A 26,982-nucleotide genomic window follows, 5' to 3' on the forward strand; every position below is an offset into this window, starting at 1 on the left:
AGGGACTCCTCCAGGTTGGGCAGCAGCGGGCGATCGCCCGAAGATCCATCTTCGCAAACCGCGCGGCCTGGCAGGACCAGCAGGCCGGCCAGGGCGCGCCGCGCGTCGTCAGCCGACCCGCACCGCAGCAGCCGTCGGTGCCCCGGCGTGCCTGGTCTCGGACCCAGCCGTGACTGCAATCCAACGGCAGCCCGCCTCAGCGCGGCTCAGTGCCGGCTGAGGCGTGCGCCGTCCTGGATAGCGCCGGGCTTCATCCCCGCTTGAGCCGGGATGCAGCGCGCTTCACGCCCGGGTGTGATCCCGAAGCGCATGAATATGCTCCGAGACGGCCGGGTCAAGGCCCGAACCGATCGCCAGGTAGGTGGCGGCGTAGTCGACCCGTGCGATCTGCCCGGCCAGGCGAGTCAGCGGATGCCCCGATTCGGCCGTGATCGTGGCGACCTTCACCCCCGCGTCGTAGGCCGTCTTCAACACGGCATCGCTGAGGGCAGCGAGATCAGCATGGTCCGGGGAGGTGATGTCCGCGGGGGCGTCCCGGATCATCAGCAACCCGAGCCGCGGCTGCGCCGGGCCGTCCAGGAAGGGGTCGGCGAAGATGTCTGCGCCCGCTCGCAAACGGTCCACTCCGCGACCGCCGCCGGCGGTGAAGGGGCCGTCGAAGGTGGCCACCACCTGAGAGGCAGCATCGGGCAGTTCGCCATGAGTGGCCGGGATGCGGGCGGTTCGAGCCAACATCATGGCCGCCCGTGCAGCGGCCACCCCTGAGAGCGGTCCATCGCCCAGCACCACCGGGACGGTCTCGGACAACTGCAACGCCAACGACTTGGCCGGGTTGATGAACGCTTCGGAGCTGGGGCGGTCGGCTTCGGCCTCGGCGTCCAAGCGCAGCGCTGTCTGCTCCAGCGCAGCCTCGTCGACGTCGACGAGTCCGAGCTCGTTGGCGGCCACCAGCACCGGGGTGAGCAGCGACCACAGTGAGGTGCGAGAGGACAACCGGTCCGGGCCGACGTCCACGTGGACACCGCGAGCGCGGGCGCAGACGGCTGCCAGCGGGGAGTCGGCGGCGCCCACGGTTAACAATGAGGCGCCGCGCCGGGCTGCCTCGGCGGCTACCGCGAGCGGACCGCGGGCCCGCCCGGACAGCGATACCGCGACTACGAGGTCGAGCGAACCCACCCAGCCGGGCAGCGGGATGTTGCGCCGCACCGCGACGGGCACCGGCGAACCCGGCTCGGCCAGCATGTCGAGCACGTCGGCCACCACGGCTGAGCCACCTAGCGAAGCGACCAGGACCGAACGAGGACGATCCGAGCGGGCCAGGCGCTCCACACCGGCCTCGCGGGCCAAGCGCGCACCCTCCCTCAGTTGAGCCCCGGCCGTGGCCAAGGCGCGAAGGGTGCTGCGGGAGTCACAGGCAGCGAGATGGTCCTGGTCGTCCAGGACTGCCTCGTCGATGTAGGTCACCGAGGAACCTTTCCCGTCAGGATTCGACGCCGAATTCGCGTGACTCCTGCACGAGCAGCACCGGGATGCCGTTCTCCACCCGGTACGCCCGGCGCACACCGTCACCGCAGTCCTGGCTGCACTGAAGCTCCGGGGTGCCGTCAGGACCGATCGCGTCGACGAGCTCGTGGCCGCCGACGGGGCAGCGCAGGATCTCACGCAACCACGGGGTGATGGTCGGACTCATGGAGGTCATGGGGGGTTTCCTTTCGAGGGATCGGGAGTGGTCAGGCGCGTACGACAGCGAGGACGTCGTCGCGCACACGCTGCATGGTGGCCTCGTCCTCGGCTTCGACGTTGAGCCGCAACAGCGGCTCGGTGTTACTGGGACGCAGGTTGAACCACCACATCGGGGTGCTGGTGCCACTGATCGTCAGCCCGTCGAGGCGGTCGACGAGCACGTCTTCATCGAGCGCGTCGGCCCAAGACTGAACGCGCTGGGCCGCCACGGCAACGTCCTGCACGGTGGAGTTGATCTCCCCGGAGGCGTTGTAGCGGGCGAACTCGGCCACCAGTTGGGACAGCGTGCCCTCCTGCTCGCCCAGGGCCGCCAGGACGTGCAGGGCGGCCAGCATCCCGGTGTCGGCGAACCAGAAGTCCCGGAAGTAGTAGTGGGCGGAGTGTTCGCCACCGAAGACCGCGCCTTGGCGTGCCATCTCCCCCTTGATGAAGGAATGCCCGACCCTGGTGCGCACCCCGCGCGCGCCACGCTCGGCGATGATCTCTCCGACTGCCCTGCTGGAGATGACGTTGTAGACGACCGCGACCTCGCCGGCCGGGGTACCGGCAGCGACCTCTTTGTCGATCTCACGGGTAGCCACCAAAGCGGTGATGGCAGAGGGGCTGATCGGCTCCCCCCGCTCGTCGACGACGAAGCAGCGGTCGGCGTCGCCGTCGAAGGCAAGCCCGATGTCAGCCCCATGCTCGAGGACAGCCCGCTGCAGATCGCGCAGGTTCTCTGGCTCCAGGGGGTTGGCCTCGTGGTTGGGGAAGGTGCCGTCGAGTTCGAAGTACAGCGGCACCACCTCCAGCGGCAGGTCGGCCAACACGCTTGGCACGGTGTGCCCGCCCATCCCGTTGCCGGCGTCCACGACGACCTTCAACGGGCGGATCTGACGCAGGTCGACCAAGTCCCGAAGGAATGCCCCGTAATCGCCCAACAGGTCGCGTTCGACGATGCGTCCGGGCGCCTGCTTCGTCATCGGGACCGCATCACCCAAATCCAGGATGTGTTGTGCCAGCTCGCTGATCTCGGCAAGCCCGGAATCCTGTCCCACGGGTCGAGCGCCGCTGCGGCACATCTTGATCCCGTTGTACTGGGCGGGGTTGTGGCTGGCGGTGAACATCGCGCCGGGCAGGTCCAGAGCGCCACTGGCGTAGTACAACCCATCGGTGGAGCACAGGCCGATGAGGGTCACATCCAGGCCGTGGGCGCGGGCACCCTCGGCGAAGGCCCGGGAGAGCTCCGGTGAGCTGGGGCGCATGTCATGACCGACGACGATCCCGTCAGCGTCCTGCGCAAGCGCGATCACTTGCGCGAACGCAGAACCCAGGGCGGTGGCGACCCGTGCGTTGAGCTGATCCGGCACAGTGCCGCGGACGTCGTAGGCCTTGATGAATTCGGCCAATCGGATAGGCGAGGCATTCACTCGGCCCAGCCTAGCCGCTCCGGCTCGGGCTCACTCCTCCCGCAGGATCCTCAGGTGGCCGTGTTGGTGGCCGGCGCTGCCAGGCAGGGGGTAAGTGCCCCTGGTTCCGGCGGTGCGCGCAACCTGCTGGGGGGAAGTCTCGTCGAAGCCGGGCAGCGGCTCCGGGTCGGACTCCTGGGCAGGGGTGGGGCGGCGTTCCCGCACCGCGTCAGCGACCGCGAGCAGGTCGTCGCCGCCCTCGGGGGCTTCTTCGAAGTGTGCAGCCAGGCGCACCAACTCCCAGCCTTGGGGGGCTGTCAGTCGTTCGGCGTGGAACGCGCACAGGTCATAGGTGTGGGGTTCGGCAAAAGTCGCCAACGGACCAAGGACCGCCGTCTGCTCCCCGTAGACGTAGGTGAGCGTGGCGACGGCCGCACGCCCGCAGGCTGTTCGAGAACACCGACGCATGAGACTCACGCCCACGACTGTAACCGGCAGGTGCCGCAGCCTTCCTCCCACCACGCCGTAGAGTTGCGTACATGCCGACCGCTCGCCAACGTCGTGACCGGCACGGGCGGGGGGTTCGCGGCCCCCTCGCGTGGCCGCGTGTACCCGCGATGACCAGCCGTTCTGCCGCTTTCGACGACCTGGTGCTGGACGCGGTGGAGCGCATCGAACGCCGGGTCGGAATCGGTGAGGTGGAATTTGCCGTCGAGATGGTCCCGCCCTCAGATCCTTCCCCGTGGGAGGCTCGCCAGGTTCCGTTGAGCAGGCTCTTCCCGGCCGACGGCGACCTGCCGCCCCGGGTGGTGCTCTATCGGCGCCCGATCGAGACCCGCGTGGAGGACCCGATCGATCTGGCTGCCATCGTCAATGACATCGTCGTGGAGCAGTTGGCCGGCGCGCTTGGCGTCGAGCCCTCCACCTTGGACCCGAACTACCACCGCGACGGCTACGACGACTGAGGCAGGCGAACGGAAGCCAACGCGCATTGTGGCCCAGGCCAGAGACCGGGCCGTTCCCGCAGACTCCTCTGCGGCACCGCGCCGGCTCAAGCACCCTCCCGCTGGATGCGCACGCTCATACGCACCGGAAGCCGCCGCCGCGGCGCTGCCGGCCACCCGAGGGGATTATTGCTCTCGTCGCTGCCCGACCACCCGAAACGCCGCTGAGGGCTGAGTCTTCGCGAATGTCTCCGCGAGGCCCAGCCCCCAGCAAGGTTCGGTGAGTGATCCGATCACTCGGTACTGCTCAGACAGCGCGCTTCTTCAGCTTGCGACGCTCGCGTTCGGACAACCCACCCCAGATGCCGAACCGCTCGTCGTGAGCCAGCGCGTACTCCAGGCACTCGGCGCGTACGTCACACCCCACGCACACCCGCTTGGCCTCGCGAGTCGAACCGCCCTTTTCAGGAAAGAACGCCTCAGGGTCCGTCTGAGCGCACAACGCCCGGTCCTGCCAGGAGAGTTGCGTCTCCTCTGGCACGTCACCCCCGGTGATGAGCAACAGTTCGTTCATGACCCCTCCTTACGTCCGGTCGCCGTGACCCCGCCGGCTCGGCCCGGCAGTGAGATGCGGTGCGGCCCCGGCGATCCGAGCCGGGACAACCCGGCCTGAACGACGCCCGAAGTGGTGCAACGCAGGAGCGACAACACGAGAATTACACGCGTGTCATCCCACGAAGTCAAGCCGGGTTCTCTTATGCTGCAAGACTTTGCATGTTGGACGAATGACCCGGTCAGACGCCCAATTGGGGGGTTTTTCAGGCGCTGATTTCGGCCCTTCGCAGGCCCTGGCGGAACCGGTCGAGAAGCCAGTCTGCGCAGGCCCACTGGCGTGTCGTGGCACCCGTGATCGGACCCGTCACACCGAGTGGAGATTGATGGAGATCACACCCCCGCTACCGACCCGGAACCGGCGGTACACCCGGGCGAAGCGGCTACAGATTTTTTTCGCGCGGGAGCACATCGGCACGCGGCCGCACGGCCGACACGCCGACCCACCCTCGCTCGGTGCCTGAGAGACTGCCTGCCATGAAGCTCACTGTTCTGGCCGGAGGTCTGGGTGGGGCTCGACTGGTTCGGGCCCTGCGTCAACGCATGGGCCTCGAAGACCAGTTGTGCGTCGTGGCCAATACGTCCTCCGACGCCACCGTGTACGGCTTGCGGTTCTGCCCGGACGTGGACGGGCTGAGCGCTGCGCTCGACCCTGTCGGGCACGGCTGGCCCGGGCAGGTGCCCGGCGACTCCCCGGTACGCCGGCACCTGCTCGCCTTGGGCGCCTCCCCCAGCTGGTTCCCCGTGTCGGATGCAGGTTTGGCCGCCGCAGTGCTGCGCAGTCAATGGCTGGGGCAGGCGATGAGCCTTTCCGAGGCGACGCAGCAGATGGCCCGCTCGCTCAATATCGGGGCGCGGCTGCTGCCGATGTCTGATGAACCGATCGAGACCCATGTCGTCGTCGACACCGGCCGCAGCGATGTCGCTCCTGACAGTCTTGCGACTGCGGCGGCAGGGCGCGAGCAGGCCGAGATCGATCCCGGCGAGGCCCGCAGCAGTCTGCAGGCGGTCCACGTCCAAGAATGGGCCCACCACCTGCACCCCCAGAGCCCGCTGCGCTTCTCCGCAGTGGGCCTGGACCGCGCCCGCCCGGCCCCAGAGACCTTGGACGCCATCCGCGGTGCCGACGCTGTCGTGCTCGCCCCGGGCTGCCCGGTGCGAACGTTCGGGACCATGCTGGCGCTGCCGGGGATGCGCGATGCGCTGCGCGGAACCTCCGCCCCCGTGCTCGGGATCGCCCCGACGATGCAGCCTGGTTCGCGCACGGCCGCAGCGGTGTCGGCGCTCGGCACGCCGGCCACGCCCGCAGCGATCGGCGAGCTGTTCGCCGACTTCCTCACGGCTTGGGCAGACCAGGAAGGCCGGTCCCCGCGCGGGGTGTCCCCGCTGAGGATCGACGTGGACATGCCTGACGCCCACGCTGGCGCTGCCCTGGCCGGCGCCGTCCTGGAGTGGATCCAGACCCACCGCTGAGCCTCGGCCCGGCCCGCTCACCGGCGGGTCGGGGTGTGGCTGCGGATGGTCGCGCGCGGACCGCGGCGGGGCCGCCGATGCCCGGCCAGCTCCAGCAGCCGCTGTACTCGGTAGCGGTGCGGGGCGTACGGGCGCAGCAGCACCTCCAACTGATCGTCATCGACGGGCCGGCCGGTCAAGGCCCACCCCATGTCAGCAGCCACGTGGTAATCCCCGAAGCTGACCGCGTCGGCATCGCCGAGCGCCACATGGGCAACCTCAGCGACGGTCCACCGCCCAACACCGCGAAGAGCCAGCAGCCGGGCGCGAGCCTGCGGCAGCGGAAGGTCCGCGCACTCCTGCACTCTTCCAGCGCGAGCCACAGCCCCGCAGGCGGTCTCGGCCCGGCGCGCATCGACTCCCGCTTCGAGCCACCCCCAGGACGGGATCCGCGCCCACTCCTGGGCCTGTGGGGCCACCCGGAGCCCGCGTTCGCCCCACGGGCCGGGAGCCGGGGCGCCGTAGCGCCGCACCAGGCGGCGGTAGGCCCCGAACGCCTCCACCCCGGTGACGAGTTGCTCGATGATCGAGGGCACCAACGCCTCCAGCACCAGGCCGGTCTTGGGAACTCGCCAAGCCTCGAAGCGCCGCGCGGCCTGCGCGACGACCGGATGAAGAGGTGCGAACCCGCTGGGGTCGTCCTGCGCCCCGAGGACCTCCGGTAGGCGATCCAGGATCCATTGGCGCCCAGGCCCCCAGGCCCGCGCGGTGAGCTGCATGCCCGGGTGAGCGGCGGGTGCGAGCAGTTGCACCGCCACCGGCCCGCACGGGGTCTGCCAGCCCTTGATCAGGGTGCCGTCACCGGGCTCCAGCCAGGTGGGGTCCCCCGCGCCGCGCCGCATAACCTTCAACGTCAACCTGACGTCCACGGCAAATCCGGGCGCCCAGGTGCGGCTGGCTTCTGCGTTGTGGCCGGTCACGCCGTGATCTCGACAGCTCGCGCTCACCGGCGACGGAAGGTCAAGCGAACCAGTCCGTAGACCCCGTCCGCCTCTCGCAACGCGCTGGCCCGCGGCAACGCTCGGGACAAATCCCCGACGAGCGCCAAACCGCAGTCGTCGGCCCACGCCTCCAGGGCGTGCAACCCGGCCACGTCACAACCGCCGACCTCGCCCGCGCCCAGCGGCACGGTGAGCACCACCACGCCCCCGGGCATGAGCACCCGCCGAGCCAGTTGCAGTGTGTCCTGGACATTTCCCGCGGTACAGCCATCGGGGTAGACCCGACCCAAGACGCCGACCGTGGCATCTTCCGGCTCGCGCGGCAGCGCGACCACTTCCCGTCCGAGGCCCCGACCCCACCTGCGAGCCAGACAACGCCGAGATTCGCTCATGACGGCCACATGGGCGGCCGCGAGCTCATCCACCAGGTCGATCGCGAAGATCACGCCGGCCGCCGCCCAGGCACTTGCCGGGTCGCTGCCCTTGGCCATTCCGCGAGCGCCGGCCCACTGCTGAACCTTGCGTCCGTACTCACGCCCGGTCAGCACTGCGACCGGTTCCACAGCCTCCAGCGGCAGGTCCTGTTCGGGCGCCGGGTGAACCGGGCTCTCCACGTCCCAGATCGCCTGCAGCCCCACTCCGATACGCACGCTCGTAGCGCCCAGCCGGGTCGCCCTGGCTGCGGCTGCAGCATCGGGAACGATGAGTATGTCTGCTCGGGCCAGCAACCAGGCCACCGGCGCCAACCGCCACGGCGCAGCGCCGGGATCGGGAAGTCGATCCGCCAGCAGCACGACCCGCGGCCCAGCCTGTCTCCCCCCGACCAACCGCAGCGCCACCTGGAGGGCCACCATCTCCCCCGCCCGTCGGGGCAGCGCCGCCAAGACCGCGTCGGCGGTACGTATCGCAGCCGGGGTCGGCAGCGTCGTACGACCGACCCGGTGCGCCCAACTCAGCACGTCCACCTCGTGACCGGCGTCCATCAGGCGGCGAGCCAGGTTGCGCATCTGCGTCTGCAACGGGGCATGGTCGCGACGCGGACCGTCGAGAACGACTAGCCGCAGGCCGCTCGGCCCTGGTGGGGGAATCAGAGCACTCATCTCGCGGCGAGCCTACCCCCGCACCGGCGCGCAACAGGCGCCGATTTGCTCCACGGTGCGTCGTCGGTTAGGAAGCGGTCATGAGCATCCAACGCCTGGACGGCCTTTCCAGCGCCCTGGGCCGCGGAGAGACCGGCCGTCCCCGATTGACGTGGTACGCCCAAGACGAACGCATCGAGCTCTCCGGCCGGGTGCTGAACAACTGGGTGTGTAAGGCCACGAACCTGCTCATCGAAGAGTTCGACATCCAACCCGCAGCGGTGATCAGCCTGGAGGTGCCGGTGCACTGGCGCGCTTGTTACTGGGCGTTGGCCGCCTGGCGCCTGGGCGCAACGGTGCATGTCGTGGCAGGTTCCCAGGGGCCCAGCGCCCCCGCCGCCCGCGACGGCGATCTCGCCGACGTGCGGATCGTGCTGGCCGGGACCCCTGCAAGCGGCGACGTGGTGGCGCTCACCCCGGCGTCCCTGGCTCGAAGCGCCGGTGTGGCGCTGCCACCGGGGCACTTGGACGAAGCAGCGGTGCTGTCCACCTACGGCGATGAAGCCGAGGCGCCGCAGCAGGCCGACCCGCAGGCCGAGGCGCTGCTCGGCCCGAATCTGCGGTTGACGTTCGCACCGGACCCCTGCGGCCAAGCCCAGCGCCGCGGACTGCTGCACACCGCAGACCTGGGTATTGCTCTCGCGGCTGCCGCGCAACTATGGAGCAACGACGGTTCGTTGGTGCTGGTGGAGCCGCGCTGGGGGGCGATCCAGGGCGAAGCGGAACTGCAGCGGATCGCCGCTGTGGAGTCTGCGACGCTGCTCCAGGCCGGAGACACCGAGTCGCCGAGCTGAGGGATCAGCGCAGCGACCAGTCCGCCGCCGCCCACCAGGTCTGTTCTGAAACCACACCAGTGGCGGGCAACCCGTACCGGCGCTGCAGCTGAGTGACGGCCTGCTGGGTCTTGGGGCCGAACGAAGCATCGACACCCACGCCCACCAGCCTCTGCAGCGCGCTCACCTCGCGGCCGGCCGAACCCCGCTGCAGGGAGATACGGGTGTAGCTGAGCCATGGATAGGCGCTCAGTTCGATACGGTTCCAGGTCCGCAAGTCGACCACCGCGGTCGGCGCCAACCGCCACCGCTTCTGCACTGCCTTGATCGCCTCGCTGGTGGGCCCATCGACCCTGCCGCTCAGCGGCACCCCGAGCGCCAACTGCAAGTGGTGGATGGCGGCACCCCGGGCATGGCCGGGTCGCAGCACGACCTTCTTGTACGCCCCCAGCGGCTGCGGCACGCTCTTCGGCACTGGCAGCGTCCCGCTGGGGTTGCTGTCCTTCTTAGGCGGCGCAGGCGCCGGGGTGGGGCGTTCGTCGGTGCTCATCGGGCGGGTGAGTCCGGCGGTGGGAACCAGCCGCGCCCAGGTCGCCTTGTCCAAGGCCCCGCTGCGGGGCAGTCCCGTGCGGGCCTGGTAGGCCAGAACAGCCTTGCGGGTCACTGCCCCGAACTGCCCGTCGGCGGTGATCCCCAATGCCGTTTGAGCTGCCCCGATGTCGTCGTGCCGCGCCCCCAGCAGGTACACCGGGTAGGCCGAGGCCGGAGCCGGAGGCAATGTCTTAGGGCAGGGCGTGGTGCGCGCGCCGGTGTAGATCGGCGCAGGCTGACCGGCATAGACCCGGCAGGGTCCGAAGTCGGGACGGGACAAAGCTGTGCCGGTCCACCACGACGTGCGCTTCATCGCCCCGTCCCAGGTCAGGGAGAGGTGGATGTGATCGGTATGGGGGTTCGGCCCCGTGTAGGGGCTCCAGCCGCGTTCCGGTGCGTAGGCGCGCCAGGTTTTGCGGTCCCAGATGATGTACATGACGCCCAACCGGCGAGCGACCTCGCCGTTGTTGGCGGTCAGCCAGGACAGCGTCGATGTGGCGACCGCCCGTTCGGTGGGGTTCTCGGCGCTCAACATCCAGTCGACGGCTCGCCCCTCGTGATGCTCGCTGACTCCCCCGGTGCACAAGCGCGAGACCCCGAAACGGCCCGTGGCGTAGGTGTCCACGAGCAACCGGCCCAAAGCAACCGCTCCCGGGCGATCCACCGGGTCGCAACTGGTTGCTCCTTGATAGGTGGGCCGGAGGTCCAGCGCGGCCGGCAGTGAGCGGGACGCCTTCGGCACGCTCAGCATCGGTGCGGAGCCCGAGACGGTGGTCGAGGTTTGCGCCGAGGACACCGGGTCTTGCTGGTCGCCCTCGGCCAGCGCCGAGGTCGCGGTACTGAGCACCACCAGGGCGGCCAAGGCGCCGGCACAAGCCCGAACCGGCAAACGCGCAGGACGCGTGGACGCAGGGGACATGAGGGTGGCCTTCCGTCGTGCTTTTCCGGCGGCCGCACCCAGCGCAACCACCCGCTCCGGTCTGTTTCCAGATCGGCCACGACTCCCCCAACGTGAGGAAGGCCACGAAACCGGCCCAGCCCGGTAGAGTCCGCTGGCATGGACAAAGTCGTCGCCAGCGCGGCCGAAGCGGTCGCTGATATCCCCGATGGTGCTTCTCTCTCGGTCGGGGGGTTCGGCCTGTGCGGCATCCCCTCCACCCTGATCGGTGCGCTGCACGATGCCGGCACATCCGGGCTACGAGTGGTGTCGAACAACTGCGGCGTAGACGACTGGGGGCTGGGCATTCTCCTTCGGGACAAGCGCATCGTTCGTATCCAGGCCTCCTACGTCGGAGAGAACAAGGAATTCGAACGGCAGTACCTCTCCGGTGAGCTCGAGGTCGAGCTGACCCCGCAGGGCACGCTCGCGGAGAAGCTACGCGCCGGTGGTTCCGGCATCGCCGCGTTCTTCACCCAGACCGGCGTTGGTACCCAGGTCGCTGACGGCGGGCTACCACTGCGCTACGGCTCCCAGGGTGAGGTTGTCATGTCCTCCCCCGCCAAGGAGACCCGCACCTTCACCGTCGACGGTCAGGAGAGGGCGTTCGTCCTCGAAGAAGCCATCACCTGCGACTTCGGCCTGGTGCGCGCCTGGAAGGGCGACCGGCACGGCAACCTCGTCTTCCACAAATCTGCCCGTAACTTCAACCCGCTGACCGCGATGGCCGGTCGAATCACCGTCGCCGAGGTTGAACACCTCATGGAACCCGGCGAGCTCGACCCCGACGACATTCACCTGCCGGGTATCTACGTGCAGCGCGTCGTGGAGTTGACGCACGAGCAAGCCAGGAGCAAGCGCATCGAGAAACGAACGGTCCGCCCACCGGCTCCGCCTGCCGGAGCGGGCTCCGACAACGAGGAAGGCGACAACTGATGGCCCTGACGCGCGAGCAGATGGCGGCACGCGCCGCCAAGGAGCTCTCCGACGGTGACTACGTCAACCTCGGCATCGGGTTGCCGACGCTGGTCCCCAACTATGTCTCTGACGACGTGGAACTGGTGCTGCAGTCCGAGAACGGCATCCTCGGTGTGGGCGCCTACCCTGCCGAGGAGGACGTCGATCCCGACCTGATCAACGCCGGGAAGGAGACCGTCACCACTCGTCGCGGCGCGAGTTTCTTCGACTCTGCGATGAGCTTCGGGATGATTCGTTCCGGCAAGGTCGATGCGGCCATCCTCGGCGCGATGCAGGTCAGCGTGGCCGGAGACATCGCCAACTGGATGATTCCCGGCAAGATGGTCAAGGGCATGGGCGGGGCCATGGACCTGGTGCACGGCGCCAAGAAGGTCATCGTGCTGATGGAACACAACGACCGTAAGGGCGGGCCGAAGATTCTGCCCGAATGCACGCTGCCCATCACCGGGCTGGCTGTCGTGCAGCGCATCATCACCGATCTGGCCGTCATCGATGTCACTGCTGATGGCCTGGTGTTGCGCGAGCTCGCTCCCGGGGTCACCCAAGATGAGGTCCGTGAACGCACCGGGGCGCCGCTGCGCATCGACCTGACCGACGCACCGTTGGACGCCATCGCCGCCGGGTAGTCCCGCGCGCACCCAATGCGCAGAAGCTGATGGAGCCCGGCGGCCTGCGCCGGGCTCCATCGGCTTTCGGGGTGATCAGCCGAGCAGTTTGGCCTGGGCCTTGCTCGCAGCCGAGCGGGCGCCGAAGCCAGCCGCAGCCGTGCCGGGGTACACCCACGCTCGCCCTGCGCTATCGCGCACCAACAGGTCGGCCCGGTTGTCCCCGGTCAGGTCCAGAAGGCGGACCGCAGTCATGCCGGACCAACCGCGGCCCAGGGTGTTGACCCCCACGATCCGGCCACCGGCGGCCCCCTTCATGACCTTCATCTGGCCTGAAGCGGTGATCGCGACGACATCCAGGCGACGGTTACCGCTGATGTCGGCCGACCCGAACAGGCGTGTCAGGCCCGAAGGGGAGCCCGGCACCGGCACCGGCGACGCGCTCTTGCCACCGGGCAGTCCCCGGGCCACGACGAGGCGTCCCAGCCGCAGGCTGAGAACATCGGTGTTGCGGTCCCCGATCCAGTTCACCCGCAGCGCATCAGCGCCGGCCCGAATTTTGCCCGGCGCCGGGGCAACTGGGGCTATCGGTCCGGGTTTCCCGGCTTGCCCAGGCCGTTGGGTGCCGGAGGCGCCGCCCACGGCTGGGAAGGCGAACCAGTCCGAGCGCAGGCCGAGAGTTGATCGAAGCTGGGCGCCGGAGACGTCCTTGGTTGCAGCGCTTCCTTCCAGGCGCACCGTGCCCACCCGGCCACCGAGCGGGCCGTTCCCGTCCCGGCGCAGCACTCGGATCGTCTGCAACGTGCCCAGGCCGTATTTCTTCTCCAAGGTGCTCACGTTCACCTGCTTGGACCAGGTGTGCACGGTGTTGGCCATCCGCCCGTCGTACGGGTCCGGCTTGGCAACCTGAGAGAACGCGCCACCGTCGACGGTGTAGCCGCCGTTGCTGGCGGAGAACTCTGCGTGCACAAAGCCGCCCGAGGGCGTGCGCAGCACGGCGCCCTTGGTGGTTTGGATAGCGGCGTCGGCACGGGCGCTGTCGTGAACGGTCCGCGTCGCACCGCGGTAGCTGGCCGCGGGTTTGTAGACCTGACAGGTGATGGTGTCGCAGATATCCCACACCGAACCAGCGGCACGTTTACGCGCCCGGTAGCTGGCCGCGTAGGTGCGGGCCGCCACGGACTGGGCAGCCAACGCCTGCGAGTGCCAGGAGGTCGGCATCTCGCTAGGCACCACCCCGCGCAGATAGCTCTCCATGTTCGTGTTGAGTACGGTGATTGCCTTACCGCCGGAGGGAAACACCGAGATCGAGCCGGTGAACTCCTCGACCAGCCCGTTCGGCATACTCACGCGCACCCGGCCAGTGGGGGCGGACAGCACGATGGCGGTCTTGGAGCCAAGTCGGCCTACCGAGTAAGGCCGCCAGATTCCAGCAGCATCGCGGTACTCCATCGCCAAGCTGGCGCCGCCCACGATCCGCCACGCCGTGTAGGTGGCTCCGGTGGGTAGACGGCGAGCGGTGCGGCCGACGGTGTAGGTCAGCCCGTCTTGGGCTGGCAGCATCGTCGAGCCGTCGTTGTCCCGGGAGATCCACACCCGCATCGAGGAGTCGGTCAAGGTGGCAGCCTTCGCGCCCGGATAGTAGAAGTCGATGATCGACTGCCAGTTCAGACCGGCGTCAGCGGCTCCGTAGGCACCCCACTGGCTCATGCCGCGGCCGTGGCCGAAGCCGCGCCCTTCCAGGGTGAGCACTCCGTCGGCGGGGCGGGGCGAGACCTCCTCTGCGTGGGCTGGTAGGGCACCGGGCGCCATCGTGCAGGTGAGCGCCGCCGCAGCCATCGCGGCAAAAAATCGGTGATCGGGCCGGCTGTGGGGTCGACGAGTCACGATTGCCCCATCGGCCCGAGGCCTGGGTGGCTGAGCACAACGAGCCCCTAGCCGGACCCGGCACGAGCGCCGCGGCAACCCCCACCCTCACCCTGAAACCGTTCTCACCAGTGGGTTTTCACTATCTCGTGACGCGCCTCAGGGGCGGAGAATCTCCGCCCCTGAGTGCCCGACAATGCTGGTTACAGCTCGATCATGCGCCCGCTCGCGGCGGATTCGATGACAGCCTCGGCCACCCGCACCGTCGCCAAGCCCTGGGACAGGGTGACGATGTCGGCGTCCTTGCCCAGGACGGCGTCACGGAAGTTCTCGTGCTCGACCAGCAACGGCTCCCGCTTGGCAATGGCGTAGCGGACCACGTCCCCTTCGGAGACGCCCCGGAAGTTGGCGATGTCGCCCCAGACGGTCTTGATTTCACCGTTGGCGTGGAAGGTCAGATCTGCGGTCAAGGTGTCGGCGATGAACGCGCCCTTGGCGCCGGTGATGACGGTGACCCGTTCCTTGAAGGGAGAGAGCCAGTTCACCAGGTGGCTGGTGATCGTGCCGTCAGCAAGCTGACCGGTGATCGAGACCATGTCCTCGAACTCCCGGCCGCTACGGAAGGCGGTGCGGGCAGCCACGGAGGTGAACGGCTGCTGACGCACCCAGCTGGTGAGGTCGATGTCGTGCGTGGCCAGGTCCTTCACGACGCCGACGTCGGCAATGCGAGCCGGGAAGGGACCCTGGCGACGGGTGACGATCTGGTAGACATCGCCTAGCTCGCCGGCCTCCAGCCTGGCCCGCGCCTGCTGCAACGCGGGGTTGTAGCGCTCGATGTGCCCGACCGCTCCGACCAGGCCCTTCGCCTCGAACGCCGAGGCGATCCGCTCGGCCGAGGGGGTGTCCTGGGCCAGCGGCTTCTCGATCATGGCGTGCACCCCGGCCTCGGCCAGAGCGAGCCCGACTTCCTCGTGGTAGATCGTGGGAACCGCGACCATGCAGTAGTCGAGCTTGTTGGCTAGGAGTTCCTCGATGGTGGCGACCAGGGGGCGACCCTTGGCGACCCCGTGCGGATCCTGCCCGGAGGCGTCCGCGACGGCGACCAGGTCGACGCCCTCCAGCCCGGCCAGAACCCGTCCGTGGTGACGCCCCATCATGCCCAGGCCGATCAGACCTGCTCGCAAGTTCGCCATCACGCACCTGCCTTCGCGAGTGCGCTGACAGCGGCCACGATGCGCTCCAGGCCCTGCTGGTCGACGCTGGGGTGTACTGGCAGCGAGAGGCACTCACGAGCTGCCTTCTCGGTCTCCGGAAGCTCGGGGTGTGAGCTTGCCGCGAAGGGCGCCAAGCGGTGGTTGGGCACCGGGTAGAACATGCCGGAGCCGATGTTGTATTCGCTCTTGAGCGCGGCGGAGAAGTCGTCGCGGCCCTCCGGAACCCGAATCGTGTACTGGTGGTAGACGTGCACCGCCCCCTGGGCCACCGAGGGCACGACGACGCCTTCGAGGTTGGCGCTGAGGAAAGCGGCGTTCTGCTGGCGCTTGGCCGTCCAGGCGTCGACCTTCTTGAGCTGTTCGCGGCCGATCGCGGCGTGGATGTCGGTCATCCGGTTGTTCAGGCCGACGACCTCGTTGTGGTACTGCTTTTCCATCCCCTGGTTGCGGTAGAGACGCACCTTGCGGGCGACCTCGGCGTCAGCGCAAGAAACCATGCCACCCTCACCCGAGGTCATGTTCTTGGTCGGGTACAGGCTGAACATGCCGAACGTGCCGAAGGCACCCACCGGGGTCCCGTTCAGCGAGGCGCCGTGAGCCTGCGCGGCGTCTTCGAAAATCATCAGGCCATGCTTGTCTGCCAGCGCCTGCAGCGCCGGCATGTTGGCCGGGTGTCCGTAGAGGTGCACCGGCATGATCCCGACGGTGCGCTCGGTGATCGCGGACTCGACGCTGGCAGCATCCAGGCAGAACGATCCGGGCTCGATGTCGGCGAACACGGGGGTCGCGCCGGTGAGTGCCACGGAGTTGGCGGTCGCGGCGAACGTGAAGGAGGGCACGATCACTTCGTCGCCCGGGCCCACGCCCGAGGAGAGAAGACCCAGGTGCTGCCCCGACGTTCCGGAGTTGACGGCGACGCATTCACGGCCCAGGCCGAAGTGCGCAGCGAACTCTTCCTCGAACGCCTTGACCTCCGGGCCCTGTGCGATCATGCCGCTCTGCAGCACTCGGTCGACCGCTGCGCGCTCCTCATCACCGATGAGGGGTTTAGCAGGAGGGATGAAGTCGGTCATGTCGGAGAGGCCCCTTCCAGGCGTACCGCTGTTCGTTGGGGACCCACTTTGGTCGCGGGGCCCCTGCTCGTGCGGGCGGACGCACCTGGCCCGTCGCCCGTTTTCTTTCGCCTGGGGCGCCGATCACTCGACGCGGTGGCGGTAGCTCCTGGATGTGACCTTCAGGGCAGAATGGGCGACGACCGGCTCGACCGTCACTGACGGCCAGCCTACAGTCGCCCCTCGTTTGCACATGGAAGGTCACCCCACATGAAGGTCCTGAGTGTCGTCGGTGCACGTCCGCAGTTCGTCAAGCTCGGCCCTGTCGCCACGGCGCTCACGGCGGCGGGCGTGGAGCACGTCATCGTCCACACGGGTCAGCACTACGACGCGGTGATGTCGGATGTGTTCTTCCAGGACCTCGGCATTCCAGACCCGGATGTGCACCTGGGCGTCGGCTCGGGCAGCCACGGTGTGCAGACCGGCACGATGCTCGCTGGTCTCGACCCGGTGTTGCAGGAGCACCAGCCCGACTGGGTGCTCGTCTACGGCGACACCAATTCGACGCTGGCCGCGGCGGTCTCAGCGGTCAAGATGCACCTGCCCATCGCCCACCTGGAGGCCGGGCTGCGCTCGTTCAACCGGCGCATGCCCGAGGAGCACAACCGGGTTCTCACCGACCACGCCGCCGATCTGCTGCTCGCCCCCACCGAGGAGGCGATGAAGCACCTCGCGCACGAGGGCCTGGCCGAACGCAGCGTCATGGTCGGTGATGTCATGACCGACGTGTGCCACATGGTGCGCGACACCGTGGCCGACACCCCCCTGGCCGACGCGCTGGACGTCTCGGGAGCCGGGTCCATCGACCTGGAGCAGCCGTACCTGCTGGCCACGATCCACCGCCCTGACAACACCGATACCAAGGAGCGCCTCGCGGCCGTGCTCGACGGGCTGCGCGCTGCCCCCGCTCCGGTGATCCTGTTGGCCCACCCGCGCCTGGTCGCCAAGGCCACGGAACACGGACTGTCGCTGGAGGGCGGGTCGCTGTTCGGCACCTCTCCGCTGGCCTACCCGCAGATGGTGCGCGCCGTCATGGGCGCTGCGGGCGTCGTCACGGACTCCGGCGGCCTGCAGAAGGAGGCCTTCCTCCTCGGCACGCCGTGCACCACGATCCGACCCGAGACCGAATGGGTCGAGACGCTGGAGAACGGCTGGAACATTCTCGACAACGACCTCACCCAGCTCCCCCATGTCGCTGTTCGCCCCGCCCCCACCGCCGAGCGCGGCACCCCCTACGGCGACGGCCACACTGCCGACCGCGTCGCGCAGGTACTCATCGACAAGGCGCGCTGAGCTCGCGTCCACCCGCCTTGGCGCGCGGGTGGACGCTGATCCGAAGCGCGAGCGAGTTTTCCGGGCCGCCTCGGGCGGTCCGGAATCATGCGCGTCACGACGACGCAGGACGAGCTGAGGTTCAGGTGAGCGTCTCGACGATGACCTTTTTGACGATCTCGGCGTCGTTGGGGATCTGCATGACGTGACGCTCGGCGTCGGCAAGGTAGGCGAAGGCCTCGGGCACTTCGGGTTCGCGCCCGACGGCCTCGACGATGGTCTGGGCGAACTTCACCGGCAGAGCCGTCTCCAGCACGACGATCGGGGAGGACACCTCGCCCGCGTCGAGCACGTCGAACGCGACCTTGAGAGCATCGGCGGTGTGCGGGTCGACGAGGACCCCATACTTCTTCTCGACGGCCGCGATCGTGGCAATCCGGTCGGCGTGCGTCGATGCGCCGGAGAGGAATCCGTACTCCGAGCGGGCCTTTCCGAATGCGGGGTCATCGGATAGGTCGAAACCCTCGCCGGTGCCGAGCCCGCCGAACAGCTCGGCGATGCGGGCGCCGTCGCGGCCGAGCAGGTCGAAGACGAAGCGCTCGAAATTGCTGGCCTTGGAGATGTCCATGGACGGCGAGGAGGTCTCCTGCGTCTCGGAATTCGTGCGAACGCGGTAGACGCCGGTGCGGAAGAACTCGTCGAGGACGTCGTTCTCGTTGGTCGCGACGACCAGGGCCTCGATCGGCACGCCCATGCACCGTGCGACGTGCCCCGCGCAGACGTCACCGAAGTTGCCGGTGGGCACCGAGAACGACACCTTCTGAGTTTCGGCGTCGGGCTGACCCTCGGTGGCGCGCAGCCAGCACGCGACGTAGTACACGACCTGCGCGAGCAGTCGCGCCCAGTTGATCGAGTTGACCGCGCCGAGGCGGTGGAGCTCTTTGAAGTCCAGGTCGGAAGCGACGTGCTTGACGATGTCCTGGCAGTCGTCGAATACGCCTTGCACGGCCATGTTGACGACCTTTGGATCGTCGACGCTGAACATCTGGGCTTGCTGGAACGGCGTCATGCGCCCGGAGGGGCTCAGCATGAAAACGTGGATCCGCTCGCGGCCCTTCATCGCGAAGATGGCCGAGCTGCCGGTGTCGCCGCTGGTTGCGCCCAGGATCGCCAGCGAACTGTCGCGCCGGGTGAGTTCGTATTCGAACAGCTCCCCCAGCAGTTGCATTGCCATGTCCTTGAACGCGGCGGTGGGGCCGTTGCTGAGGTGCCCGATGAACAGACGGTCATCCAGGTGCGTGACCGGGACGATCTCCTCGGTCATGAACTTTTCTGCGGTGTAGGCGCGTTCGCAGATACCCCGCAGATCATCACTGGGGATGTCGTCGATGAACAGCGTGAGGACCGCGTGCGCCAGCGCCGGGTAGCCCTCCTCGTTCAGGATGCGCCGCCAGTCCGCGAGCGTCGCAGCGTCCACCTGCGGGTAGCTCTGGGGCAGGTACAGGCCGCCGTCAGGGGCCAGACCGCCGATCAGGATGTCGCAGAACTGCTGCGAGGCATCGCCACTGGCATCACGAGTAGAGAGATAGCGCACGCCCCCAGGGTAGGGGGCCTGCGCCCCAGGTTCGAACAGGCGCGCGATCGCTGCCGCCCGCGGACCGCTCACGCCCCCTGGGAGCTCACTCTTGGCTCAGTCCCATCCCGCGGCGACCGATGTCGTTGAGTTCGTCCTCGCGGAATCGGTTGGGCCAGTCGGCCTCGTAGTTTTCCTCGGGAAAGTCGAAGGGGCTCTCGCCGCCGCGGAATGCCTTGCGCACCAGGTCGGAGTAGTCCTCGTTCTTGCGGCACCAGGGCGCGGCGGGGATGTACATGACGTTGCCCCACCCCTGCTGGTCGGCGACGGGTTCCACGCCGTGGATCATGTCGCAGTGCCACCAGACACTGTCGCCGGGGTGCACGTCGGGGATCACGCTCTTGGCGCGCATCAGCAGCGGGTGCCAGCGGTCGTTGGCGGGGAACACCTGGTTGGGCAGGACGCCGCACATGTCGTCCTCGGGGACGTCGGGCATGAGGGGCCGCAGCATCAGGTAGGCCATCGCGTGTGGCACTGGCACGGTGAACAGCACGCCCTGGTCGTTTGTCATCTCTGACAGAGCCGTCCAGCCTTGGAAAGTGCGAAAGGCCGAACACATCGTCGTGCCCGGGAACTGTTCAGCCTCGGTGCGGTAGGCGGCATCCCACGGGTCGTACGCCTCGACGTTGCCGTCGAACAGGTGCCGGAAGTGCCGCTGGTAGCCCTGGCTCATCCACAGGTCCAGGGTGCCTGGGTCCAGGTGTGCGCCCAGGCCTGCGGAGTCGGCTCCCGGGGGACGGCGACGGATCCGGTCGGGGTAGAGGCTGTCGCGGTTCGGGTCGAACCACTGCCTGCCTTCGGATTCGCTGGTCCAGAACGAGTTGAGGAACGCCTGCGTGCGCGCCATGCGGGGGCTCTGGCGCGCCTCCATCTGCGCTGGGCTCCAGTACACGGGGTAGATCTCCGGCTTGCTCCCGACGCTGCCGAAGAAGTCGTCCCCGGGGCCGCGGTAGTTCTCGAAGAACTTGTTGGAATCGACGTACTCGACGATCTCCTGGTCCCAGCGCTGGGCTTGCTCACGCTCGAACGTCCCGCGGACCACCGCGCACCCGCGCAGTTGCACCAGCTCACGCAGGTGCGCGGGGACGGTGCCCGCTTCGATGTCGGCATACTCGATCTGGGGCCAGACGTTCTCACCCCGGGCCGCGGCCGCTTCGATCTCCTCGACCTCCGCGGCGATCTTGGCCTCGATGACGGCGAACACCTCCGGCACGGTGTGTCCGGACGCCTCGATACGGGCGCGCAGCGCGACCTTGATCTGCCGGATCGCCCCGGGCGGATCCTGCGGGATGCTCTCCCAATGCGGCAGCGGCGGCAGGGAGTCAGTGCCGGACTGGTCGGTCGTGGTCGTCATCGTCGACTCCTTCGTTCACGCGACCCGTCGGGGCGCACTCCCAATGTTCTTGAACCCTACGCTGCTGCTCCGCACCGCTTTGACGAGCCGTCACACCCGCTGGTTGGCGGCGTTGCTTCCCGCTTGTTATCGCAGCGCTGGTGTCGGTGGCGCCGCCGATGCGGGGTCGTGGCGATCCATCTCGATCCCACGAACCCGTTCTGGCTGACGGACCGGCAGGCGCCCGGTTCGGGTGTCTACGCCAGGACACGACCCAGCCACATATGGCCGAGCCCGGGCCCCGTCCAGGTGACGTGGGCCCGGGCTCGGCTCGTGCTGTTGACCTCTTGCCTCAGGCGCGGCCGACAGTCCGGAAGGCGATGCCGTCGAACCTGCTCTGGTCGAGGTGGTCGCGGCCATCGACGACGACGCTGACGCCGGGCAGGTCGTCCTTGGACAACGAGCGGTACTCGGCGTGGTCGGCCTGGACGATGGCGACGTCAACGGCGTCGCCGAGGTGGTAGGGCTCCCACCCGAACGACACGAGCTCCTCGTCGGTGTACATCGGGTCGTGCACGAAGACCTGCGCCCCTTCGGCACGTAGCGCCTCGACGGTGGCGAAGACTCCGGAGAACGCGGTCTCCTTGACGCCGCCACGGTAGGCAGCGCCGAGGACGACGACCCTCTTGCCGTTCAGGTCGCCGGCCGCGCCCTTGGCGATGCCGACGGTGTAGGACGGCATTTCGGCGTTGGCCTCACGGGCGGCCCGTACCACGGTGGCCTCAGGGTCGTTCCACAAGTAGAGGCGCGGGTAGACCGGGATGCAGTGGCCGCCGACGGCGATGCCGGGGCGGTGGATGTGGCTGTAGGGCTGGGAGTTGCTCGCTTCGATGACCTGGTACACGTCGATGCCGTTGGCGGCGGCGAACCGGCCGAACTGGTTGGCAAGCCCGATGTTGACGTCGCGGTAGGTGGTCTCGGCCAGCTTGGCCATCTCCGCGGCTTCCGCGCTGCCCAGATCCCAGACACCGTTACCGCGTTCCAGGTCGGGGCGCTCATCGAAGTCCAGGACGTCGGTGTAGAACTGCCGCGCCCGTTCGGCGCCCTCACTCGAGAGCCCACCGATGAGCTTGGGGTATTTGCGCAGGTCGGCGAAGACCCGCCCGGTCAGCACCCGCTCCGGTGAGAAGACGAGGTGGAAGTCTTTGCCCTCGACCAGCCCGGAGCCCTCTTCGAGCATCGGCTTCCACCGGGTGCGGGTGGTGCCCACCGGCAGCGTGGTCTCGTAGGAGACCAGGGTGCCCGGGCGCAAGCCGCGGGCGATGTCCTGCGTCGCCGAGGTCATCCAGCCGAAGTCCGGGATTCCGTCGGCGTCGACGAAGAGCGGAACGACCACAACGACGGCGTCGCTGTTGGACACCGCGGTGGCGGTGTCGGTGGTGGCCTCCAGGAGCCCGGCCTCGACAGCCTCGGACAGTTTGGTCTGCAGGTCGTGCTCGCCGGGGAAGGGCTCGCGCCCGTCGTTGACGCTCGCAACGACGGCTGGATTGACGTCGGCCCCGAGAACACGGTGCCGTTTGCTCGCGAACTGCACGGCGAGGGGGAGGCCGATCTTTCCGAGACCGACGACGGTGATGTTCACGTGGATTCCTCACTGTTCGGGAGTGCTGTGCGCGGCCTGGCCCGGCGGGGTGCGCCGAGGAGGACGTCCATCGCCGATCCTAGGCGCTTGGGCCCGGTCGCTAACGCAAGGTGGTGTCGGCGGCCCGGTCGTGGACCACTGCAGCCAGCGCGTCGACCACGCGCGGGTCGTACTCGTGCCCCAGCCCGAGGTAGATCCGCTCCAGGGCTGCCGCTTCCCGCTCCGTTCGCGCGCTCGCCGCGCCGCGCCGGTCCCCGGCAGGCGGATGCTCCCCCATCGCCGAACTGGTCACCAGGTCATCGAAGGCGTTCGCCACCTTGATGATGCGGCTGCCCAGCGGCAACGGATGCGCCCGAGAGACCACGTGGTGGTAGGGAACTGCCTGCTCGCGGATGATTTCTGCCTCACGGGCGAGCACCTGTGTCTGCCCCACGATGCTGGCCCCTTGGGAGGCAATCCATTCCTGATCGTTCGGGGCGGCCAACAAGGTCGCCCCAGCCGGGATCGGGCGACGCAGATGAACTTGCCCCAGGTCGTGCAGCAGCGCCGCCCGTTCCAGCTCTGCGGCGGCACGCCCGGCCACCCCCAACCGCTCGCCGATCTGTAAAGACAACCGGGCGACCCGCTCTGCGTGGCCGCGCCGCACCAGCCCGGTCGTCTCCGGGATGCAGGACAGCGCTGCAACGGTTTGACGGTAGGAGTGGCGCACCTCGTCATGGCGGCGGACCGCCGCGTGGTTGATGGCCAGCGGCACCAAGAGGACCGGCAGCGCCGCCAGCCCCAGCGCGCTTTGCGCCACCGAGACCAGCACTGCGGTGATGGCCGCCACCGACCCGAGGGCGAATGTGTCACGGACGTCTTCCATGACTGTGGCCAGCCAGCGCCGCCACGGCGGGCGCAGCGAGTCCAGGTGTCGCAGAGGCGGCTCCAAGAACAGCACACAACCCACCAGGGCCAGGAGCACCACCGCCTGCACCCACCCTGGTCTTCCGCTGAGCTGCCCGGCCAGGCTCTGACCGTTCCAGTCGATGTCGCGAAGGATGATCGACATCATCGTGACGGTGACCAGGCGCGGCAGGATCCCCCGGAACAAGCCCGTAGGTCGACCGGCGCGGATCATGGTTCCGGCCAGCCCTCCGACGATGAGCCCGACAGCCGTGACCCCGAGGACCTCCAGACTGGAGACGACAGCGGGCCCCGAGGGCAGATCGATGGTCAGGGCCAGCGCCAGGGCCGAAGTGGCTCCGATATCGGCGGTGCGCAGGATCCGACGCTCATGAGCATTGATGATCTCGCCCACGGTGATCGTCAAGCAGAAGGTCAACAGCACCAAACCGTGCAATTGCCATCCGCTGCGCGTGTCATAGCCAGGCAAGAGCAGCAGCGCGCTCAACCCCAGCAGCACGCCGACGCACACGACCATCGTGACCGCGACGGGCCGCAGCTGATAACGAGGCAGCATCATGATTGGGCCCCCTGGGAGGGGATGGTCTGTAAAACATCGCGTTCCCGACGGCCCAGCGCCTGACCCAACGCCGCGACGACGGCCGGGTCGAAGCGATCGGCTTGGCGTGCCAACGTGTCGACCGCGTCGTGCAGTGCCACCCCCGATTCCTGGACTTCGATGATGCGATCGGCGGCATCGGCCACGGCCAGAATGCGCGAAAGCAGCGGGATTTCTTCTCCGCCTAACCCGCTGGGCCCGCCTTTGCCGTCCATGCGCTCAGCTTGGTGACGGATGGCGGTAGCTGCCTGGGCTAGGAAATCCACCTTGGAGACAACTTCGTAGGCAGCGGCCGCGCGATCTTGGGCGCTTCGGGGTTACTCGGGTGCAGGCAGGTCTGATTCCACAACACAACCGTCAGCCGATCCGATCGCGTGCAGCATGGCCGCGTATCTGAGCACCCGCAGTTGTCCGGCGCGCAAACCCAACTGGTTGCCGATAGCTTCGGCATAGGCTCCGACCCGGTCAGCGTGCGCGGCGCCTTGCGGACCGGTCCCGGCATCGACAAGTGTCTCCAGGATTCGGCGGTGCGCGCGTTTCTCTTCGGCGTACTGCGCGTGAATCCACCGGGTCACCAGCAGCGGCGCCGTAATGAGCAGGGCCGCCAGCGGACCTACCCTGCCGGGCACCCACAGCACAGCCAGGATGAAGGCGATGACTCCGTGCCCCAGGTACAGCGGGATCGTGTAGATGAGCGATTCGACGACGAGAGAGCGCACTTCGCCCGCCGTCGGGGCCCGCATCAGCAGCAGGACCGTCAGGTTTGCAGCGAACAGCGCGGCGTCGGCAGCCAACAGCGGGAGCAGCACATGCTCGGTGAGGCTGGGCACGCTGGTGCCGATGGCCACCCAGCCACGCTGGGTCTGCACCGCTAGGGCCCCGTCCACGGCCAAGGCACCTCCGGCGATCCGGTAAGCCACCGCCGCGACCGCAGTGCTGAAGGCAATCATCGCTGCGTTGAACAGGTGGTCACTGGACCATCGGTGGCGAGCATCGAGGAGTGCTGCGCCGACACCGGCGAGCACCGCCCCGACGGGCCCGAGCAGCACCAGCGACCCCAACAACACCACAGCGGTGAAGGAGAAGGCCACGTGCTCTTCGGCTGCCCGGGTCCGTAAGCCGGCGCTCGCGGCGCCCATGACCAACATGATCACCAGCGGCAGGGCGTGGTCGAGCCCGAACGCTACCCCGCGGGCCGCGAAGACGGTCAGTGCGGCGCCGAGAACCGAGATCGCGACGGCTACCCGGAACAGCGTCGAGCGCCCTCCCCCGGCTTTGGAGCGGGAGCGGGCGCTCGATCGTGGCGTACTCATGGAGCCTCGCCGATGCAGCGGTGACCCATTGAACTGAGCAAGCCTGCTGCGCAGCGGCCGAGGGACTTCATCCCCCGATCATAGGCTCAACTCAAACTGCTGAGTGATACCACCAGAAACGGGATGTGGGCGCTGCCGAGTGGTACCACCAAAAGCGCGATGAACTCATGACGACTCCTTAAGTGCCTCTTGACGTTCTCTTGACTCGCGTCCTGCACCAACGGGATTCGCATCCCCCGTCCGATGGCTGCAGGGAGGTTTGGGAAGGGGTAAAACGCGACGAAGCTTGTTCGAATGATCACCTCGAACAACTTCCACAATAGCCGCGAAAACCCTTTGGAACCAGTTTGTTTGGCGAATTTGCCAGGTATTTAACAATGATTGCCTTGAATCCATTAGGAACACTCGTCCAATTCGTTCGTCCGATTTGGACGCCCATTCAAGACACTTAACTGGTTACTCAAGGTAAAGAATTCATGGGGATGTTTAATAACGACCGCGCCCGCCGCGTTACCTGCCCGCGGGCGCCCGTGCACACGCAGCCCCCCCCCGACACCGGCGCAGGCCGGTCGCCGGGGCCGTGGCAGAGCCGGAGCCTGCGGCCTCAGCTGTCGCAGCCATCCCCCAGCCGACCCAGGAGCCCTTCAGCGGTCTGTGGACGCAGCAGGACCAGCGCTGGGGACCCCGGTTGCCTCAGCGAGCCTCCCCGGCAGAGCCCAGCAACATCACTTGCCCCCGGCCGCAGAGGCCACACCGGCCGGCTGATTCCTGCTCCGCACCGGGCTTGTGCGACGATGAACCGACAAACGGGGCCCCCAGGGTGCCCCACCCATCGACGACAAGGGAGCACGGGATGAGCAAGCGCGCCCGCAAGCGTCGTTCTCGCAAGGGCAACGCCGCCAACCATGGCCGTAAGCCCAACGCCTGAGCGCACAGGCATGCAGAACGGGGCCCCACCGCAGTAGCGGTGAGGCCCCGTTCTTGTTGCCGGCAGCAAGTCTCCGGAGCTGCTGAGGGCGCTAGTTGTCCGTGATCTGCACCGAGACGGTCGTGATGCGAGCCAGAATCTGCATCCGCAGCGTGGTCGGCGCCGGCTGGCAGGCACATGAGCGACGGACCAGAGCTTTCAGGACGAGATCACGCTCGTACTCATCCAGACAGGAACCGCACTCATCCAGGTGCGCTCGCAGCCGTTCGCAGTCCTGAGCAGTCATTTCCGAGTCGATGTATTCGTAGACGCGCAGGTTGAACTCGGAACAGTCGAAGGGGCTCTCTGCAGCGCTCATCGCTTCGCCTCCGCTGCGCTGTAGCCGCGCTCGACCGCGTAGTCGGTGAGCAGTTCACGCAACTGGCGCCGACCGCGGTGCAACCGGGACATGACAGTGCCGATGGGGGTCTCCATGATTTCGGCGATCTCTTTGTAGGCAAACCCCTCGACATCGGCCAGGTAGACAGCCAACCGGAAGTCCTCGCCGAGTTGGGCCAAGGCCCGCGTGACGTCACTGTCGGGAAGGTGGTCCAGCGCTTCGACCTCGGCCGAGCGCAACCCACGCGAGGTGTGTGATTCAGCCCGCGCCAGTTGGTAGTCCTCGACCTCGGCGGCATCCGACTCCAACGGCTGGCGCTGCTTCTTGCGGTAGGAGTTGATGTAGGTGTTCGTGAGAATCCGGTACAGCCACGCTTTGAGGTTGGTCCCCGGCTTGTACTGGTGGAAGGCCGCGAAAGCTTTGGTGAACGTCTCCTGGACCAGGTCCTCGGCGTCGGAGGGGTTGCGCGTCGTGCGCAGAGCGGCGCTGTACAACTGGTCAAGGAAAGGCATCGCCTCCGCCTCGAAACGGGCTGCGCGTTGCGCAGGCGTCTCAGTTGTGACGTCGACGACGTCAGGCACAGGTGGGACCTCGACAGGAGCAGCGGAATCGTTCATCGCCAC

The 26,982-nt window shown here is 68.0% G+C and carries 25 protein-coding genes and 1 pseudogene; 7 read left to right on the top strand and 19 right to left on the bottom strand.

Annotation, left to right across the window (positions count from 1 at the left end; translation table 11 throughout):
* Positions 1–282 precede the first annotated feature (282 nt).
* Genes G9V96_RS04305 through G9V96_RS04320 form a run of 4 tightly spaced genes read right to left on the bottom strand, consistent with a single transcriptional unit; the run spans position 283 to position 3,599 of the window.
* Complete coding sequence (locus G9V96_RS04305) at positions 283–1,464, bottom strand: SIS domain-containing protein (RefSeq protein WP_168581929.1); 1,182 nt, start codon at positions 1,462–1,464, stop codon at positions 283–285.
* A 16-nt stretch (positions 1,465–1,480) separates the two neighbouring features.
* Positions 1,481–1,699 (bottom strand): Trm112 family protein, encoded by a 219-nt coding sequence (locus G9V96_RS04310; protein ID WP_168581930.1) that lies wholly within the window; start codon positions 1,697–1,699, stop codon positions 1,481–1,483.
* 31 nt (positions 1,700–1,730) lie between these two features.
* Positions 1,731–3,152: a phosphomannomutase/phosphoglucomutase gene (locus tag G9V96_RS04315; protein ID WP_168581931.1), complete on the bottom strand. Its 1,422-nt coding sequence runs from the start codon at positions 3,150–3,152 to the stop codon at positions 1,731–1,733.
* A gap of 30 nt (positions 3,153–3,182) precedes the next feature.
* On the bottom strand, positions 3,183–3,599 hold the full coding sequence (locus G9V96_RS04320; protein WP_210424500.1) for a DUF3499 domain-containing protein: 417 nt from the start codon (positions 3,597–3,599) through the stop codon (positions 3,183–3,185).
* Between the two features lie 71 nt (positions 3,600–3,670).
* Here G9V96_RS04320 and G9V96_RS04325 point away from each other — a divergent pair, with 71 nt between their 5' ends.
* A complete protein-coding gene (locus G9V96_RS04325; RefSeq protein ID WP_226913468.1) occupies positions 3,671–4,096 on the top strand; it encodes a metallopeptidase family protein in 426 nt (141 codons plus the stop codon).
* A 286-nt stretch (positions 4,097–4,382) separates the two neighbouring features.
* Here the strand turns inward: G9V96_RS04325 and G9V96_RS04330 are convergent, their stop codons facing one another.
* Positions 4,383–4,649 carry a WhiB family transcriptional regulator gene (locus G9V96_RS04330; RefSeq protein WP_168581934.1) on the bottom strand — a complete coding sequence of 89 codons (267 nt, stop codon included), beginning with the start codon at positions 4,647–4,649 and terminating at the stop codon, positions 4,383–4,385.
* Positions 4,650–5,164: 515 nt separating this feature from the next.
* Between G9V96_RS04330 and G9V96_RS04335 the strand changes: the two genes are divergently transcribed.
* Positions 5,165–6,160, top strand: a complete 996-nt coding sequence (locus G9V96_RS04335; protein ID WP_168581935.1) for a 2-phospho-L-lactate transferase CofD family protein — start codon at positions 5,165–5,167, stop codon at positions 6,158–6,160.
* Between the two features lie 17 nt (positions 6,161–6,177).
* Here G9V96_RS04335 and G9V96_RS04340 read toward each other — a convergent pair whose 3' ends face one another.
* A complete protein-coding gene (locus tag G9V96_RS04340) occupies positions 6,178–7,119 on the bottom strand; it encodes a DNA-3-methyladenine glycosylase family protein (RefSeq protein WP_168581936.1) in 942 nt (313 codons plus the stop codon).
* 23 nt (positions 7,120–7,142) lie between these two features.
* Positions 7,143–8,240 carry a hypothetical protein gene (locus G9V96_RS04345; RefSeq protein ID WP_168581937.1) on the bottom strand — a complete coding sequence of 366 codons (1,098 nt, stop codon included), beginning with the start codon at positions 8,238–8,240 and terminating at the stop codon, positions 7,143–7,145.
* 80 nt (positions 8,241–8,320) lie between these two features.
* Here G9V96_RS04345 and G9V96_RS04350 point away from each other — a divergent pair, with 80 nt between their 5' ends.
* Positions 8,321–9,073, top strand: coding sequence for a TIGR03089 family protein (locus G9V96_RS04350; RefSeq protein ID WP_168581938.1), 753 nt, complete (start codon positions 8,321–8,323; stop codon positions 9,071–9,073).
* 4 nt (positions 9,074–9,077) lie between these two features.
* On the opposite strand, the gene G9V96_RS04355 is transcribed toward G9V96_RS04350, so the two are convergent.
* Positions 9,078–10,562, bottom strand: coding sequence for a peptidoglycan-binding domain-containing protein (locus tag G9V96_RS04355; protein WP_168581939.1), 1,485 nt, complete (start codon positions 10,560–10,562; stop codon positions 9,078–9,080).
* 138 nt (positions 10,563–10,700) lie between these two features.
* Here G9V96_RS04355 and G9V96_RS04360 point away from each other — a divergent pair, with 138 nt between their 5' ends.
* Positions 10,701–11,516, top strand: a complete 816-nt coding sequence (locus G9V96_RS04360) for a CoA transferase subunit A (RefSeq protein WP_168581940.1) — start codon at positions 10,701–10,703, stop codon at positions 11,514–11,516.
* On the top strand, positions 11,516–12,184 hold the full coding sequence (locus tag G9V96_RS04365) for a CoA transferase subunit B (RefSeq protein WP_168581941.1): 669 nt from the start codon (positions 11,516–11,518) through the stop codon (positions 12,182–12,184). Before G9V96_RS04360 ends, G9V96_RS04365 begins: the two co-directional genes overlap by 1 nt.
* Positions 12,185–12,259: 75 nt before the next feature.
* On the opposite strand, the gene G9V96_RS04370 is transcribed toward G9V96_RS04365, so the two are convergent.
* From G9V96_RS04370 to G9V96_RS04380, 3 genes are all read right to left on the bottom strand, one after another.
* Positions 12,260–14,050 (bottom strand): SpoIID/LytB domain-containing protein, encoded by a 1,791-nt coding sequence (locus tag G9V96_RS04370; protein ID WP_168581942.1) that lies wholly within the window; start codon positions 14,048–14,050, stop codon positions 12,260–12,262.
* 182 nt (positions 14,051–14,232) lie between these two features.
* Positions 14,233–15,222, bottom strand: a complete 990-nt coding sequence (locus G9V96_RS04375) for a Gfo/Idh/MocA family protein (protein ID WP_168581943.1) — start codon at positions 15,220–15,222, stop codon at positions 14,233–14,235.
* Positions 15,222–16,316, bottom strand: coding sequence for a DegT/DnrJ/EryC1/StrS family aminotransferase (locus tag G9V96_RS04380; RefSeq protein ID WP_168581944.1), 1,095 nt, complete (start codon positions 16,314–16,316; stop codon positions 15,222–15,224). The genes G9V96_RS04375 and G9V96_RS04380 overlap by 1 nt, the downstream gene beginning before the upstream one ends.
* A 249-nt stretch (positions 16,317–16,565) precedes the next feature.
* On the opposite strand from G9V96_RS04380, the gene wecB reads away from it, so the two are divergent.
* The gene (wecB, locus tag G9V96_RS04385; protein WP_168581945.1) at positions 16,566–17,648 is read left to right on the top strand and encodes a non-hydrolyzing UDP-N-acetylglucosamine 2-epimerase; all 1,083 of its coding nucleotides are present in this window, start codon (positions 16,566–16,568) and stop codon (positions 17,646–17,648) included.
* Positions 17,649–17,769: 121 nt separating this feature from the next.
* Here the strand turns inward: wecB and thrC are convergent, their stop codons facing one another.
* The 6 genes and pseudogenes from thrC to G9V96_RS04415 form a co-directional block, all read right to left on the bottom strand.
* On the bottom strand, positions 17,770–19,221 hold the full coding sequence (gene thrC / locus G9V96_RS04390; RefSeq protein WP_168581946.1) for a threonine synthase: 1,452 nt from the start codon (positions 19,219–19,221) through the stop codon (positions 17,770–17,772).
* Between the two features lie 85 nt (positions 19,222–19,306).
* On the bottom strand, positions 19,307–20,614 hold the full coding sequence (locus G9V96_RS04395) for a YbiU family protein (protein WP_168581947.1): 1,308 nt from the start codon (positions 20,612–20,614) through the stop codon (positions 19,307–19,309).
* Positions 20,615–20,945: 331 nt separating this feature from the next.
* On the bottom strand, positions 20,946–22,235 hold the full coding sequence (locus G9V96_RS04400) for a nucleotide sugar dehydrogenase (RefSeq protein ID WP_168581948.1): 1,290 nt from the start codon (positions 22,233–22,235) through the stop codon (positions 20,946–20,948).
* Between the two features lie 100 nt (positions 22,236–22,335).
* Positions 22,336–23,700, bottom strand: coding sequence for an HD domain-containing protein (locus tag G9V96_RS04405; protein WP_168581949.1), 1,365 nt, complete (start codon positions 23,698–23,700; stop codon positions 22,336–22,338).
* Positions 23,697–24,032: pseudogene (locus G9V96_RS04410) on the bottom strand (HD domain-containing phosphohydrolase); the annotation flags it as partial. The pseudogene G9V96_RS04410 and the gene G9V96_RS04405, both read right to left, overlap by 4 nt.
* Before the next feature lie 24 nt (positions 24,033–24,056).
* A complete protein-coding gene (locus G9V96_RS04415) occupies positions 24,057–25,052 on the bottom strand; it encodes an HD-GYP domain-containing protein (protein ID WP_168581951.1) in 996 nt (331 codons plus the stop codon).
* An 853-nt stretch (positions 25,053–25,905) separates the two neighbouring features.
* Here G9V96_RS04415 and G9V96_RS15385 point away from each other — a divergent pair.
* Entirely contained in the window at positions 25,906–25,980 is a 75-nt protein-coding gene (locus G9V96_RS15385; protein ID WP_369791897.1) for a 50S ribosomal protein bL37, read from the top strand.
* A gap of 91 nt (positions 25,981–26,071) precedes the next feature.
* On the opposite strand, the gene rsrA is transcribed toward G9V96_RS15385, so the two are convergent.
* Together rsrA and G9V96_RS04425 are read right to left on the bottom strand one after the other, a co-directional pair.
* Positions 26,072–26,338: a mycothiol system anti-sigma-R factor gene (gene rsrA, locus G9V96_RS04420; protein ID WP_168581952.1), complete on the bottom strand. Its 267-nt coding sequence runs from the start codon at positions 26,336–26,338 to the stop codon at positions 26,072–26,074.
* Positions 26,335–26,976, bottom strand: coding sequence for a sigma-70 family RNA polymerase sigma factor (locus tag G9V96_RS04425; protein ID WP_168581953.1), 642 nt, complete (start codon positions 26,974–26,976; stop codon positions 26,335–26,337). Before G9V96_RS04425 ends, rsrA begins: the two co-directional genes overlap by 4 nt.
* Between the last annotated feature and the right edge of the window lie 6 nt (positions 26,977–26,982).

The sequence above is a fragment of the Gephyromycinifex aptenodytis genome (genome assembly GCF_012277275.1).
GTDB classification, from domain to species: domain Bacteria; phylum Actinomycetota; class Actinomycetes; order Actinomycetales; family Dermatophilaceae; genus Gephyromycinifex; species Gephyromycinifex aptenodytis.